Origin of the sequence: Micromonospora phytophila, from assembly GCF_023656545.1 — a bacterium.
In the GTDB taxonomy this organism is placed as follows: Bacteria; Actinomycetota; Actinomycetes; order Mycobacteriales; family Micromonosporaceae; genus Micromonospora; species Micromonospora phytophila.
Genome location: NZ_JAMOKF010000113.1, coordinates 1 through 14,691 on the forward strand (window position 1 = coordinate 1; position 14,691 = coordinate 14,691).

At 72.7% G+C, this 14,691-nt stretch carries 13 protein-coding genes; 6 read left to right on the forward strand and 7 right to left on the reverse strand.

From position 1 onward, the window contains the following. The 4 genes from NCC78_RS15620 to NCC78_RS15635 form a co-directional block, all read left to right on the forward strand. A partial coding sequence (locus NCC78_RS15620; RefSeq protein ID WP_250795257.1) for a PEP-utilizing enzyme occupies positions 1-464 on the forward strand: 464 nt, incomplete at its 5' end. A gap of 55 nt (positions 465-519) precedes the next feature. Next, a complete protein-coding gene (locus NCC78_RS15625) occupies positions 520-1,215 on the forward strand; it encodes a hypothetical protein (protein ID WP_250795258.1) in 696 nt (231 codons plus the stop codon). Between the two features lie 13 nt (positions 1,216-1,228). Further along, positions 1,229-1,810, forward strand: a complete 582-nt coding sequence (locus NCC78_RS15630) for a TetR/AcrR family transcriptional regulator (protein ID WP_250795259.1) — start codon at positions 1,229-1,231, stop codon at positions 1,808-1,810. A gap of 124 nt (positions 1,811-1,934) precedes the next feature. Next, positions 1,935-2,960 (forward strand): hypothetical protein, encoded by a 1,026-nt coding sequence (locus NCC78_RS15635; protein WP_250795260.1) that lies wholly within the window; start codon positions 1,935-1,937, stop codon positions 2,958-2,960. Positions 2,961-3,052: 92 nt separating this feature from the next. Here NCC78_RS15635 and NCC78_RS15640 read toward each other — a convergent pair whose 3' ends face one another. Together NCC78_RS15640 and NCC78_RS15645 are read right to left on the reverse strand one after the other, a co-directional pair. Then, positions 3,053-4,384, reverse strand: coding sequence for a low temperature requirement protein A (locus NCC78_RS15640; protein ID WP_250795261.1), 1,332 nt, complete (start codon positions 4,382-4,384; stop codon positions 3,053-3,055). 92 nt (positions 4,385-4,476) lie between these two features. Beyond that, the gene (locus NCC78_RS15645; RefSeq protein WP_250795264.1) at positions 4,477-6,105 is read right to left on the reverse strand and encodes a hypothetical protein; all 1,629 of its coding nucleotides are present in this window, start codon (positions 6,103-6,105) and stop codon (positions 4,477-4,479) included. 164 nt (positions 6,106-6,269) lie between these two features. On the opposite strand from NCC78_RS15645, the gene NCC78_RS15650 reads away from it, so the two are divergent. Both NCC78_RS15650 and NCC78_RS15655 read left to right on the forward strand, forming a co-directional pair. Further along, a complete protein-coding gene (locus NCC78_RS15650) occupies positions 6,270-6,869 on the forward strand; it encodes a TetR/AcrR family transcriptional regulator (RefSeq protein WP_250795266.1) in 600 nt (199 codons plus the stop codon). After that, positions 6,866-8,494 carry an isovaleryl-CoA dehydrogenase gene (locus NCC78_RS15655; protein WP_250795268.1) on the forward strand — a complete coding sequence of 543 codons (1,629 nt, stop codon included), beginning with the start codon at positions 6,866-6,868 and terminating at the stop codon, positions 8,492-8,494. Before NCC78_RS15650 ends, NCC78_RS15655 begins: the two co-directional genes overlap by 4 nt. Positions 8,495-8,566: 72 nt before the next feature. On the opposite strand, the gene NCC78_RS15660 is transcribed toward NCC78_RS15655, so the two are convergent. From NCC78_RS15660 to NCC78_RS15680, 5 genes are all read right to left on the reverse strand, one after another. After that, positions 8,567-10,438, reverse strand: coding sequence for a transketolase (locus NCC78_RS15660; protein WP_250795275.1), 1,872 nt, complete (start codon positions 10,436-10,438; stop codon positions 8,567-8,569). A gap of 241 nt (positions 10,439-10,679) precedes the next feature. Next, positions 10,680-12,554: a 3D-(3,5/4)-trihydroxycyclohexane-1,2-dione acylhydrolase (decyclizing) gene (gene iolD / locus NCC78_RS15665; protein WP_250795269.1), complete on the reverse strand. Its 1,875-nt coding sequence runs from the start codon at positions 12,552-12,554 to the stop codon at positions 10,680-10,682. Further along, positions 12,554-13,456 (reverse strand): 5-deoxy-glucuronate isomerase, encoded by a 903-nt coding sequence (gene iolB / locus NCC78_RS15670; protein WP_250795270.1) that lies wholly within the window; start codon positions 13,454-13,456, stop codon positions 12,554-12,556. Before iolB ends, iolD begins: the two co-directional genes overlap by 1 nt. Then, entirely contained in the window at positions 13,453-14,340 is an 888-nt protein-coding gene (locus NCC78_RS15675) for a Cgl0159 family (beta/alpha)8-fold protein (RefSeq protein ID WP_250795272.1), read from the reverse strand. The genes iolB and NCC78_RS15675 overlap by 4 nt, the downstream gene beginning before the upstream one ends. Beyond that, positions 14,337-14,691: PfkB family carbohydrate kinase (locus NCC78_RS15680; RefSeq protein WP_250795274.1), on the reverse strand; the 355-nt coding region annotated here is incomplete at its 5' end. The genes NCC78_RS15675 and NCC78_RS15680, both read right to left, overlap by 4 nt.

Sequence of the window (14,691 nt, forward strand, 5' to 3'; positions counted from 1 at the left end):
CCGTGCACGGCACCGTCGACCACCGGGACACGGTCGCCGCCCGCAGGGCGGTGCACCGCAGGGAGCTGCGTCGCAGGACCGTACCGGTGGCGCTGTTCTCCGACGGCACCGACATCGAGACCGTACTGCCGGCGGCGCCGGCCGCCGACGGCGTCCTCACCGGCGTGGGCGCGGCAGCGGGCCGGGTCACCGGCCCCGCCCGGGTCGTCCACGACCCGGCCACCGCCCACGTCGAACCCGGCGACATCCTGGTCGCCGCGACCACGGACCCCGGCTGGACCCCGCTGTTCCTCACCGCCGGTGCGCTGGTGACCGAGACCGGGGCGGTCATGGCGCACGGCCCCACCGTGGCCCGCGAGTACGGCATCCCCGCCGTCATCTGCGTGCCCGACGCCACCCGGAAGATCTCCACCGGGCAGATCGTCAACGTGGACGGCGCGACCGGGACCGTCACCGTCACCTGACCGGCAGCGCCCCGCCCCGAGCCCCAGCCCCGACCAGCAACGCGTGAGGACGACGATGAGCGAGACCAAGGCCCGGAAGGTTGGCCCGCTGCTGCGCCGGGCAGCCGCTGTCGAGGGCGCGATGTGGCGCAGCATGTACCGGTGGGCGCGGCGCCGGCCCCTGGACCTCGCCCCGGGTGACGAACCGTTCGGCTACCTCGGCGTGGTCAAGCCGATCCTCGGCGTCTTCATCGGCCTGTCGGCCGTCGAGATCCCGATCTTCGACCTCATCGTCAGCAACGTCGTACCGTGGCGGCCGGCCCGCTGGATCGTGCTCGTGCTCGGCGTCTGGGGCCTGCTGTGGATGGTCGGCCTCTTCGCCAGCATGAAGATCCACCCCCACGTGGTCGGCGCAGCGGGCCTGCGGGTGCGCCTGAGCGCGGGCATCGACATCACCGTGCCCTGGGAGGACGTCGAGTCGGTGAGCAAGCGCTACCGCTCGCTGCCGTCGAGCAGATCCGTGCAGGTCGAGGAGGAGGGCGACCGCAGGGTGCTGCACGTCGTCGTCGCCAGCCAGACCAGCGTCGACGTCCGGCTGCGCCGGCCGACGTCATTCCTGCTGGCCAAGGGCCCGACGGAGCCGGTCGACGAGCTGCGTCTCTACGCCGACGATCCCGACGGGCTGCTGCGCAGCGCACGGGCCGCGTCGGGAACCGGACCCGCCACCGCCGCGCAGCCCAACGCTGGCACGTATCGAACCACCACACCGTGAAAGCATCGAGGCCATGCCCAAGAAGGTCGATCGCCAGGAGCGCCGCACGCTCATCGCCGACGCGTTGATGCGGGTTGCTGCCGACCAGGGCCTGGAGGCGGTCAGCCTCCGCCACGTGGCGGCCGCGGCCGGCGTCTCGGCGGGAATGGTGCAGCACTACTTCCGCACCAAGGACGAGATGATGGCGTTCGCGCTCGCGGTGGTCCGCGAACGCGGCCAGATCCGGGTCACCGAGGCGCTGGCACGGCTCGGTGACGACCCGTCGCCACGGCTGCTGCTGCGCACGATGCTCACCGCGCTGCTGCCGCTCGACGAGCAGACGCGCGACGAGGGACGGGTGGCGCTGGCGTTCCTCGCCTACACCGCCGTACGGCCGGCAGCCGCCGCCACGCTGCGCGAGGACACCGCCGAGCTGGCCGGCTTCATCGCCAACCTCCTGCCCACCCCGAACGCCGACGACGCCGCGGCCGGCCTGCTGGCGCTCATGGAGGGGCTGGGGATCTACCTGCTGGGCGGGCAGTACACCGCCGAACGGGCCCTGCGCACGCTGGACGCCCACCTCGACCTGCTCTTCGCCTCGTCGACGCCCACCTGAGGCGACCGGCGGTTCAGCGAATTCGTCCCGAGTGTGGGTCGAGCCGCCGCCGGCCCGGACGACGCCTGCTGAACTCGGGCGGAACCGGCCCGGGGTGACGGGCACCGCCACTAGCGTCGAACCCATGGCCGCCCGTCCATCCCGCTGGTCGAGGCCGCCCCGGGTCCTGGAGGCACCGTCGTACCTGCAGGCGTTCGTGCTCTCCGGGGTGGTGACGGTGCTGCTCACCCGGGCCGCCCTGCGGGCGGCCGGCTACCCGCAGCTCGGCGGCGGTGGGCTGCACATCGCGCACGTGCTCTGGGGCGGCGTGCTGATGACCGCCGGCCTGGGTGTCGCGCTGGTCTTCCTCGGCAGCGCCGCGCGCGTCCTCGGCGCGGTCCTGGGCGGGATCGGGTTCGGGCTCTTCATCGACGAGGTGGGCAAGTTCGTCACCGCCGGGACCGACTACTTCTACGCCCCGGCCGCCGGCATCATCTACGGGGCGTTCGCCCTGCTGGTGGTGATCACCCAGGCGATACGTGGCCGGATCCGGCTCTCCGGCCCGGAGCGGACGGCGAACGCGCTGTTCGCGGTGGTCGGTGGGCTGCGCACCGGCCTCACCGATGACCGCCGGGCGGCGGCGGCCCGGCTGGTCGAAGGTTGCGGCCCGGACGTCGAGGAGGCGGTGGCCCGGCTGCTGGACGCGGTCCCTCGGCGCGAACCGCCCGGCGCCCGGTTCTGGCAGCCCTGGCTGACCCGGGCCCGCCGGGCGTTGATCTGGGTGACCGCCCATCGGTGGGTGGTTTCGCTGGTGGTGCTCTACCTGGTCGGGGAGCCGTTCGTCGTGGTGTTGACCGTGGTGCGGGACACGGTCACCGGCCAGCTGGACGACCAGCGGGAGTGGGGTGCGGTGCTCGGGGTCTCGGTCTCGGCGCTCATCACCGCGGTGCTCGGCATCCGTGCGGCGTCGTTGCTGCCTCGCGCCCGGACGCGCGCCTTCCGGTTGTTCAAGCTGGCGCTCCTGGTGGATCTGCTCTTCGGGCAGATCTTCAGCTTCACTGTCAACCAGTTCGGGGCGCTCACCGCGCTCGGCGTGGACCTCTTCCTGCTCGGCGTGGTGACCGCCGAGTACCGCCGGCTCTGCCGGCCGGCTCCGGTGTCCGGCCGCTGAGCTCCGCCGACCACTCTCGTCCGGTTAGCCGTACCCCCGTTCTTTGCGCCGTGGCGGATGCTCGCGGCATCAGCACGCTGTCGGGAGGCTGGTCACGTGGACGGCTCCTGCGGGGTGGGCTCGTGCCAGCGAGCGCGCCACGCGGCCTCGTGTCTCTCGTGGGTCGTCCGCTCCTGGAAGACCACCTCGTGCAGGGCCTGCCGGGCCTCCGACATCACCACCACCTCGACCGCCACCAGCCCCACGCAGATGGCGGTCAGCAGCATGAGGGCGACCAGCCCCGGCAGGCGTGCGGCGATCGGGATGCCGGCGGCGAGCGCCAGCACCGCGCCGACCCGGGTCCACGACAGGGTGCGCAGCGTGCGCAGTTGGAACAGCATGTCGCCGCACAGGTAGCAGATCACCCCGCCGAAGAGCAGCGGCACGGCGGGGCCGTGGGCCGGCTCGGCAAGGCTGATCGAGGGGTCGACGATCTGCCGTACGACATCCTCCGCGCCCAGGGCGAACAGGATGATTCCGGCGATCATCACCAGATGGAAGTAGGCGTAGGCGTCCCGGGCCATCGCCACTCGGGAGCGCCCCTGTGCGGCGTGCTGGGCGATCCGACCGGCCGGGCCGATCATGTCGTAGTGCACCCACCACAGGGCGGAGGTGAAGAAGATGCCGAGCACGGCCGCGGCGACCGCCGGCCAGGTGACCGGCTGACCGAGGAGGTTGCCACCGATGCCCACGGAGATGATCGACTCGCCGAGGGCGATGATGAGGATGAGGTCGTACCGTTCCGTCCAGTGCTCCGCCGAGGCGACCATCCACCCCCACGCGCCAGCGACCAGACCCATGCCGTACTGGAGCAGGACGAGGCTGATCCAGAGCCCGTCGCGCACCATCGCGGCCCGGCTCGGGTCGTCGATCTGCGGTGGGATCAACGCGGCAGCCAGCAGCAGGACGGTGCTGCCGAGCAGTTCCGGGGAGTACCGCAGCAGCAGGCGGCGCTCGCCCGGTTTCTCCTGCGCGACGTGCCAGTACAGCAGCAGGTGCACGGCGCGGATCACGACGTAGCTGATCGCCACCACCATCGGGCCCGCCGCCGTCTGTTTCGAGTCGGCGAACGCCTGGGGCAGGGCCAGCGCGAAGCAGAACAGTGCGGCCATCACGATGACCATCAGCACCGGGACGAAGCCCTCGCCGAGCCGGATGCGGGTGGCGACCACCGTGTGCACCACCCACACCCACCAGAGCACGGCGAGCACCAGCAGGGCGTGCAGCAGTTGCCGGCCGGTGATGTCGAGGGCGGTGGCCCGGGTGATGATGAAGAACGAGAAGACGAAGACCAGGTCGAAGAAGACCTCGAACTTGTCCACCCGCGCGCCGGGTGCGACCGGGACGGCCGGCCCGAGCCGTGCACGCCACCGGAAGCCCCCCATCAACCCACTGTCGCAGCGTCCGACGGGTCGGGGGCCGAATTTCGGATCAGCCGCCGGGAGCGGGACGGGTGGTCGTGATTCGGCTGGGTTACCTACCGGGCTTCACAGATCCGGCCGCTGAGTGCCGGATCGCCCTCTCTGTTGGTGAACCAGATCGGGTTGAGGGCGAGCACCAGGGGCGGCGACTGCCAGGCGGCGCCGAGCCGCTGGAGCAGCTCGTACTCCTGCCGCGACTGCTCCACGTGCTCTCCGGCGAGGAAATCGACAGCCTGCTCGTGTATTTCCCGCCTGGCCAGCAGGTCGCCGTGCAGGGCCGCTACCTCGACCACGGGTATGCGTGAGTACTCGCCCGGCGGCGCCTCGGCGGCGCTGACCAGCGGCAGGAAGGCGATCATCCGCACCTGGGGAACGGGGCAGAGAATGCGGTTGCGATAGAAGGGCGCTTCGACGATGACCGAACGAATGAACGGCTCGTCGGGATCGTTGTCGACCTTCTTGGTCAGGTTCGTCACCGCGGCGATGGCCCGCAGCTGCCATCCCGCGACCAGTCCCCAACCGTCGTAGCCGGGCCTGGGATAGAAGGCGCGGCCGGGCCAGATCAGCGGGCTGAACAGCATCGCGGCCTCCACCGGGCCGGGGGTCAACTTCTCCAGATAGATCCGGATCACCAGGGCGCCCTCGCTCTCGCCGGCGAGGGCCACCGGCCGGCGGGTGCGGGCGTGCAGCCGCTCGACCTGCGCGGCCAGCAGCGAGGCGCTGGAGTCCAGGGAGCGGTGGGTGGCCTGCGGAGGGTACGGCAGCGGCCTGCCCTCGCGATCCAGGCCCTGGTAGGAGAAGCGTTCGACCCGCGGGTCCACGGGCGGTTGACCGTCCCAGCTCGACTCGAACCCGGCGAGCACGATGACCGCGTACGGCACACGGTCCGGCAGCCGCTCCGCCACGATGGGTGGGCGCCACTCCCCCGTCGCCCCTGCCGCCAGACCGATCAGCGGCGGAGCGCCCACGGCGGCGACCATCGTGAGGACGATCGCCAGCGGAGCCACCGGAACCCTGACCCACCGGACCCGCCCTGGCTCGGCGGCCGCCTTCACTGTCCGCTGCCAGAGCAGTCCGTTGACCGCGCCGGCCAGCCCGGCCACGAGAATCCTCGACCAGGCCGGGGCACTCACGATGAACGCACTGGCCACCGTGAGCACGACGAAGTTGACCAGCGACCAGCCGAGCAGCTCCATCGACGGTAATCCTTTCCACCAGCGTCCGACCACGCCGGCGCGCTGCAGGAAAGGGGCGATCAGGAGCATGGGAATCACCGAGGCGAACAGGTACCAGGAGAGCGCGACCGCCGAGAAGGCGACCGAGATCGCAGCCCACGGTGAGATGATCACCGTGGCGAGGGCAGCCACTTCGACGTTTCGACGAACCAGCCAGCGCATCGAGGGGCGGGGCAGCCGTTCGGGCCACGCCAGCGCCGTCAGCCCCGCCGACAGCAACCCGCGCACCGCGATGATGGTCAACAGGCCCAGCGCGAATGTGGGCCACGAGTTGTGGTAGACCAGCAGCCACCGCAGATCGTGGTAGGAGTCGTACGGCCAGACGGCGGTGGACTGCGGAGCGAGGGCCTGGGCGGCGTAGAAGCCGACGCCGACCAGCACAGCCATCTCCACCATCGCCGGTGCCGCGGCGAGGATCAGCAGGGCCGCGAAACGACGGTTCGGCCTCATCGGTACCCCACCTCCCGCTGTCGTACGTTCCTTGCAGGATCTCGTGGATCCGGGCCCGCGACGGCCGAATCGCGACGCTCGCCGGCGATCAACCGCTCCGTCTCGTCCACGCCGGGGGTGTCGCCACCTTGCCGGCAAAGAGTGAATGATGGTTCAATCCTTGCGTGGCCTACCGGAGCACTGAGCGTGTCAAGGCCCGGCTGAGCGCCTCCCGGGAGCGGATCGTCGCCGCCGCACTGGAGGTCATGGCCGGGCACGGATACGCCGGCTGTTCCGTCGCCGCCGTCGCCGAGCATGCCGGCGTGGCGACCGGCAGCGTCTACCGCCACTTCCCCACCAAGGCCGACCTGTTCGCCGAGGTGTTCCGCACGGCCTCCCAGCGCGAGGTGGACGCGGTCGCGCGCGCCGCGGCGTTGCGGGCCACCGTCGCCGAGCAGGTGTCCGCCGTCATCGAGACCTTCTCCGGCCGCGCCCTGCAGTCCCCACGGTTGGCCTATGCCCTGCTCGCCGAGCCGGTCGACCCGGCGGTCGACGCCGAGCGGCTCGTCTTCCGCCGTGCGTACGCCGAACTGATCGCCGGGTACGTCGCGGCGGGCGTGGCGAGCGGTGAGCTACCCCCGCAGGACCCGGGCCTGACCGCGACCGCGCTGGTCGGCGCCCTGGCCGAGGCCATGGTCGGTCCCCTGGCCGCCGGGGTCGCCGGCCCGAGCACCATCCCCAGCCTGATCATGTTCATCCACCGCGCGCTTGGAGTATCGCCGTGACGACACACGAGGTCTTCAACCAGGTTCCCCCGCTGGTCGGCTACGACGCCGCGGACGACCCGGCACTGCTCGACGGGCTCGAGCGGGAGGGCGCCGGCTGGGCCGCCGCCGAGCTGCACGAGCTCGGCCGCATCGGCGGCAGCGAGCAGGCGATCGAGTACGGGCGGCTGGCCAACGAGCACCCGCCGGTGCTGCGCACCCACGACCGCTACGGCCAACGCATCGACGAGGTGGAGTTCCACCCGGCCTGGCACGAGCTGATGCGCACGGCGGTCACGCACGGCCTGCACGCCGCACCGTGGGCGGACGGCCGGCCGGGCGCACACGTGGCCCGGGCGGCCAAGTTCTACGCGTGGCGCCCCGACGCCGGCCACGGCTGCCCCATCTCGATGACCTACGCGGCCGTGCCGGCGCTCCGGCACAACCCGGAGCTGGCCGCGCGGTACGAGCCGCTGCTCACCGCCGCGACGTACGACTTCGGGCTGCGTCCGCCGCCGGCCAAGCAGGGGCTGCTGGCGGGCATGTCGATGACGGAGAAGCAGGGCGGCTCGGACGTACGCGCCAACACCACCACCGCCCGCCCGGAGCCGGACGGGACCTACCGGCTCCTCGGGCACAAGTGGTTCACGTCGGCGCCGATGTGCGACCTCTTCCTCACCCTCGCCCAGGCACCGGGTGGGCTCACCTGCTTCCTCGTCCCGCGGGTCCTGCCGGACGGCACGCGTAACCCGATGCGGCTGATGCGCCTCAAGGACAAGCTCGGCAACCGGTCCAACGCCTCGGCGGAGGTCGAGTACGAGCACGCGGTCGCCTGGCGCGTCGGAGACGAGGGCCGTGGCGTGCCCACCATCATCGACATGGTCAACCTGACCCGCCTCGACTGCGTCATCGGCGCGGCGGCCGGGATGCGCCAAGGTCTGATCACCGCCGCCCACCACGCCACCCACCGGCGCACCTTCGGCCGGTACCTCGTCGATCAGCCGCTGATGCGCAACGTGCTCGCCGACCTCGCGGTCGAGTCCGAGGCCGCCACCGTCCTGATGATGCGGCTCGCCGGAGCGACCGACCGGTCCGCGCGCGGCGACGCCGGCGAGACCGCCTTCAAGCGGCTCGCCCTCGCCGTCGGCAAGTACTGGGTCTGCAAGCGCTGGCCGGCGCACGCCGCCGAGGCGCTGGAATGCCTGGGCGGTAACGGCTATGTCGAGGAGTCCGGCATGCCGCGGCTGTTCCGCGAGTCCCCGCTGAACTCGATCTGGGAGGGCTCCGGCAACGTCGCCGCGTTGGACGTCCTACGCGCTCTCGCCAGGGAACCCCAGGTCATGGAGGCGTTCCGGGCCGAGGTGACGGCCGCTGCCGGCGCCGACGCGCGGCTCGACGCCGCGGTCCGCCAGGTGCAGGCCGACCTGTCCGACCGCGACGACCTCGAACTGCGCGCCCGCCGCGTCGTCGAACGGCTCGCACTGGTCCTGCAAGGCTCGCTGCTGGTGCGCCACGGTCACCCCGCGGTCGCCGACGCCTTCTGCGCCTCCCGGCTCGGGGGCGACCACGGGCAGGCGTTCGGCACACTGCCGAGCGGGGTCGACTTCGCCGCGATCATCTCCCGCGCCGTTCCCAAGGTGGGCTGAGCGAACCTACCGCCGTGCCGGCAGACGTCCCCTTGCCGCCGCGGCACCGTCGGCGAAACGGCGGTGAGCACGTCAGTCGCGCGGTGCCACGGCGGCGCGGGCCGCCGCGATGACGGCGCTCACGCCGATTCCGGCCTGGTCCATCAGCTCGTCCGGCGTGCCGGAGGTGGGTAGCCCGCGCACCGCCAGGTGCGCCACCCGCACCGGCTCGGCGAGGTCTGCCAGCGACTCGAGAACCGCCGAGCCCAGGCCGCCCTCCGGGTGATGGTCCTCGACCACCACCAGCCGGCCGCCGGTGTCCCGGACGGCGTCGAGCAACCGCTCCCGGTCCAGCGGCTTGACCGAATAGAGGTCGATGACCCGCGCGTTGATTCCCTCGCGCGCCAGCTCGTCGGCGGCGGCGAGGCAGTTGTGCACCGTCACCCCGGCACCGATCAGCGCGACGTGATCGTCGCCGCCGCCGCGGAGAAGCTTGCTGCCACCGACCGGAAAGGCGTCGTCGTTGTCGTAGAGGACGGGGTACTTGCCACGGGTCGTGCGCAGGTAGTTGACGCCCTTGCGGTCGGGCATCTGCGCGACGAGGGCAGCGCAGGACACGGCGTCGCTGGGATACAGCACCGTGGACCCCTGCACCGCGCGCATGGCCGCCAGGTCCTCGAGGCCCATCTGCGAGGGACCGTCCGCTCCAATCTCCACCCCCGCGTGCGACCCGGACAGAGCGATGTCGGCCTGGGAGACGGCGGCCATCCGGACGAAGTCGTACGCGCGCGAGAAGAACGCCGCGAAAGTCGAGGCGAACGGGCGGTACCCGCGTACCTGCAACCCGACAGCCGCGGCGACCATCTGCTGTTCGGAGATGAACATCTCGAAGTACCGGTCGGGGTAGGCACTGGCGAACCGGTCGGCGCGGGTGGAGTCGCTGACCTCGCCGTCCAGGACGACCACGTCCGGCCGGGAGCCCAGCGCGCGCAGCGCCTCACCGTATGCGTTGCGCGTGGCGACCTTCGCTCCCCTGTCGTACCGGGGCAGCACGGGCGGCTGGCTCGTGGGCGTACCGGCGGGCGGCGCGGGCTGAGGCGGTGGCGTCGTGACGCGGAGCTGGCGGACTCCGCCGAGAGCCTCGACGGCGCGCTCGGCCATCTCCGGTTCCAGCTGCTTGCCGTGCCACCCCGGCTGGTTCTCGATCTCCGGCACTCCCTTGCCCTTGACCGTCCGGGCGAGCACCACCGTGGGACCCGTCGCCTGCCGGGCGCGGCCCAACGCCTCGTCGATGGCGACCAGGTCGTGGCCGTCGACGACGAGCGCCTGGCAGCCGAAGGCCTCGACCCGCCGCCGGTAGGTGTCCAGGTCCCATTCCAACTCGGTCGGGCCCCGCTGCCCGAGCCGGTTCACGTCGACGATCGCGGTGAGGTTGTGCAGCCCGTAGTGGCCGGCCTTGTCCAGCGCCTCCCAGATGGAGCCCTCGGCCATTTCGCTGTCTCCGCACAGCGCCCACACCCGGAACGGCAGATGATCGAGGTACCGGCCGGCGAGCGCGATCCCGACGCCGACGGGCAGTCCCTGACCGAGCGAGCCGGTGGCGACGTCGACCCAGGGCAGGGCCGGCGTGGGATGTCCCTGCAGGCGCGAGCCGAACTGGCGGTAGGTCTCGACCAGCTCCTGATCGGTGATCACGCCCACCGCCTTGAAGACCGCGTACAGCAGCGGCGAGGCGTGGCCCTTGGAGAAGATCAGATGGTCGTTGGCGCGACTGCGCGGGTCCCCCCAGTCGTACCGCAGATGCCGGGAGATCAGCACCGCGAGCAGGTCCGCGGCGGAGAGGCTGGAGGTCGGATGCCCGGACCCTGCCTTGGTGCTGCACCGGATCGCGTCCACCCGGAGCTGGGCGGCGATCTCACCCAGCTGGGTGAGTTCCTCCCCGTGCAGGGTGCGCTCCGCTTCCATCGTCACCGGCATCGCCTTTCGCGCCAGGCTCGTTCAGGCCGGCCCGGTAGTACCGGCCGTCCGGCCTCAATGACCGAGACAGCTTCTGCTGACCGCCTCCGCAGATAACGTAGCGAGCAAAGCGGTGCACCGTCTGGTATCCACCGATTTGGCGGCCTGGCGCCCCGAACCCCTGCGCGCCGGGTCAGCCCCGCCACCGCCGGGAGGTCCTGGCTCCTGGTGTGAGTCCGACTCGCGGGTTTCAAGCCCTGCGGTCATCGGGGGCGGGAGCTTCACCGTGCAGGTGGGGGCGACGCGCCTTGCATCCGGCTTCGTAGGCGACGCGAGCGGCCCGAGCGTGCGCGGTGGTGGAGACGGCGGCGACCGGCACGTCCCACCAGGCGCCGCCGTCCGGGCCGGCCTCGAACGGGTCGGTCTCGATGTGGATGACCGTGGTGCGCTCCGCCGCCCGGGCGGTCACCAGCGCTGCCCGCAGCTGCGCCGTGGTGGTCACCCGGATCAGGTCGGCGCCGAGGCTCGCCGCGTTGGCGCCCAGATCGACCGGGAGCCGGTTGCCGGCCCGGTCGCGGTAGGCGGTGCCGAGCCGCTGCGCGCCGACGCTCTCGGAGAGCCGGCCGATCGAGGCGAAGCCCTGGTTGTCCACGAGCACGACGATCAGCTTCACCCCTTCGGCGACCGCGGTGACCAGCTCGCTGGGGAGCATGAGGTAGGAGCCGTCGCCGACCAGCACGAACACCTCGCGGTCCGGCGCGGCCAGCTTGACCCCGATCCCGCCGGGGATCTCGTAGCCCATGCACGAGTAGCCGTACTCGACGTGGTAGCTCTTCGGGTCGGCGCTGCGCCACAGCCGGTGCAGGTCGCCGGGCATGGAACCGGCAGCGCAGACCACCACGTCCCGCGGCCCGGCGACGTCGTTGACCGCGCCGATCACGGCGGTCTGGGTGGGCCGCGCGTCGGGGTCGGCGTGCCGGGCCCGGTCCGCCACGGCCGCCCACCGCTGGTTCAGCTCCGCCACCGACGCCCGGTACGCGGGCGCCGTGCCCCAGCCCGCACACGCCTCGTCGAGCGCCGCAAGGCTCTCCCGGGCATCGCCGACGACCTGCAGGCCGGAGAGCTTCGCGGCGTCGAAGCCGGTGATGTTGAGGTTGACGAAGCGGGCCTCGTCGCCGAAGAGGGTGCCGGAGGCAGTGGTGAAGTCGCTGTAGCGGGTGCCCACCCCGATCACCAGGTCCGCGCCGGCCGCGATCTCGTTGGCGGCGGTGGTGCCGGTGACCCCCACGGCGCCCAGCGCGAGCGGGTGGTCGTGCGGCAGGGCGCCCGTGCCGGCCTGGGTCTCGGCGACCGGCACCCCGTGCGCCTCGGCGAACCGGCGCAGCGCCTCGGACGCCCCGCTGTAGATCACCCCGCCGCCGGCCACCACCAGAGGCCGGCGCGCCGCGGTGACGGCCCGGGCGGCTCGGGCGACGGCCGAGGAGTCCGGGCGGGGACGCGGCACGTGCCAGACCCGTTCGTCGAACAGCTCCGCCGGCCAGTCGTACGCCTCGGCCTGCACGTCCTGCGGCAGGGCGAGGGTGACCGCGCCGGTCTGCACCGGGTCGGTCAACACCCGCATCGCCGCCAGCAGCGCCGCCGGCAACTGCTCCGGGCGGTTGATCCGGTCCCAGTAGCGGGAGACCGGCCGCAGCGCGTCGGTGACGCTCACGTCGTACGAAGACGGGTCCTCCAGCTCCTGAAGCACCGGATTGGCCACCCGGGTGGCGAAGATGTCGCCGGGGAGCAGCAGCACCGGCAGCCGGTTGACGGTGGCGCCGGCCGCGCCGGTGACCAGGTTCGTCGCGCCCGGGCCGATCGAGGTGGTGCAGGCCAGGGTGCTGAGCCTGTCGGTCATCCGGGCGTAGGCCGCGGCGGTGTGCACCATGCCCTGCTCGGTGCGGCACAGGTGGTAGGGCAGCTCTGCGCCCGCCGGGCCGGCCAGCGCCTCCCCGATCCCGGCCACGTTGCCGTGGCCGAAGATGCCGAAGCAGGCCGGGATCAGCCGCCGCCGCGTTCCGTCGCGTTCGGAGAACTGCCGGGCCAGGAAGGTCACCAGCGCCTGCGCCACCGTCAGTCTGGGCATCACGCCTCCCGCGTCGTCGGGCCGGCCAGCGGCAGCCGCGGGTCGACCGGCTGGTGCACCCAGCTTCCGCGGATCCAGCCGTGTCGGGGGTCATCCACGCAGGCCATCGTCCGCGCAGGGCCGGGCCCGGCCAGCACGTTGAGGTAGTAGAGGTGGTAACCGGGCGCGGCCATCGACGGCCCGTGGTAGCCGTACGGGACGAGCACCACGTCTCCGCCGCGCACCTCGGCCAGCAGGTCGATCGGCCGCCGGGCGGTGCCGTAGACGCGCTGGTAGCCGACCGGGCCGCCGGCGTCGCCGGGCACGCCGCCGGCCACCTCGAAGTAGTAGATCTCCTCCAGCTCCGCCTCGACCCGGCCGTCGTCGTGGGTCCGGTCCTCCTCGTGCTTGTGGGGCGGGTAGGACGACCAGTTGCCGCTCGGGGTGAGCACCTCGACGGCGACCAGCCGGTCACAGTCGAAGGCGTCCGGCGCGCAGAAGTTGTTGACCTGGCGGCTGGCGGGGCCGGCGCCGCGCAGCTCGACGGGCACGTCCCGGGCGGCGGCGTAACGGGGCGACAGCCTGCGGGTGGCGCGGGCCGACGGCAGGGCGAAGCGGCCCTCGCCCCGCACCGTCACCGTGGCGTCTCGCGGCAGGTAGGCGAAGTCGGTGACTGCGGCGAAGACCGACGGGCGGCCGGCCAGGGCGAACCGTACCCCGTCGCAGTGCACGGTCGCGGCACCGGCCAGCGGCAGGACCAACATCTCTTCGTCGCCGGTGTCGAAGGTGACCGCACCGCCGGCGGGCAGGGTGAGCACCCGCAGGCCCGCGTACCGCCAGCCGGCCAGCTCGGGGGTGACCTCCAGCGCCCAGGGCGCCCGGGCGGTCGTGCCCCAGGGCAGGTGGGCGTCGTTGGTTGTCACGCGTCCTGCCCGGTGGGCAGCAGCGATCCGGCCAGGTCCACGGCGGCGGCCACGTCGTCGTCCGGTGGGTAGAGCAGCGCCCGGCCGACCACCAGTCCGCGCACGCCGGGCAGCCGCAACGCCTTTTCCCACCGCGCGTACACCACCTCCGGCGCGTCCACCGGGTCGCCGCCGAGCAGCAGGACCGGAAGGGTGGTCGCGGCGATCACCCGCTCCATGTCGTCGATCGCCGGCAGCTTCAGCCAGGTGTACGCGGAGGTGGCGCCGAGGGCCTGGCCGACGCTGACGCCCTTGATGACCGCTTCGGGGCGCAGGTCGGCGTGCACCCGACCGTCGGTGCGCGCCACCCAGAGCGGCTCGACGAGGGCGACCGTGCGGTGGGCGGCCAGCGCGGTGACCGCCCGGGCGCAGGCCTGCAGGGTCGGGGCGGTGCCCGGGTCGTCCGGGTCGATGCGGCAGAGCATCTTGCCGCCGTCGTAGCGCATCGCGGCGATGCTGTCGGCGTCGTACGCGGTGAACCGGTCGTCGAGTTCGAAGGTGGCGCCGGCCAGGCCGCCGCGGTTCATCGAGCCGATGGCCAGGCGGTCCTCCAGCGCGCCGAGCAGCAGCAGGTCCTCCAGGATGTCCGGGGTGCCGAGCACCCCGTCGACGCCGGGGCGGGACAGCGCCAGGCGCAGCCGGTCGAGCAGGTCGGTGCGCCCGGCCATGGCCATCGGCCGGTCCCGGACGCCGAGGGCACCGCGGGCGGGGTGGTCGGCGGCGATGATGAACAGCGGCCGTGGTTGGTCGGGCCACGGTCGGCGGGTTCGGCCGGCGGCGGCCTCGGCGATCGCCTGTGGCCGGTGGGCGCGGGTGAGGGTCAGCGCTTCGTACTCGGTGCTCACCGGTCTTCTCCTCCCACGGCGACGGTCGACGACGCCGGCTCCGACTGGACGGCACTGGCCAGCGCCGCGGTTTCGGCGTGGTCGGGCATGGCGGCGGAACAGGCCAGGCGGGAGGCGACGATCGCGCCGGCGGCGTTGGCGAAGCGCAGGGTCCGCTCCAGCGGCCAGTCGCGCAGCAGCCCCAGACAGAGCGCGCCGCCGAACGCGTCGCCGGCGCCGAGCCCGTTGACCACCTGCACCGGCACCGGCGGCACCCGCACGGTCTGGGTGGCGGTGCGGGCCAGCACCCCGGCCGGCCCGAGCTTCACCACAGCGAGCCGGGACCCGCGGTCGAGCAGCAGCCCGGCGGCC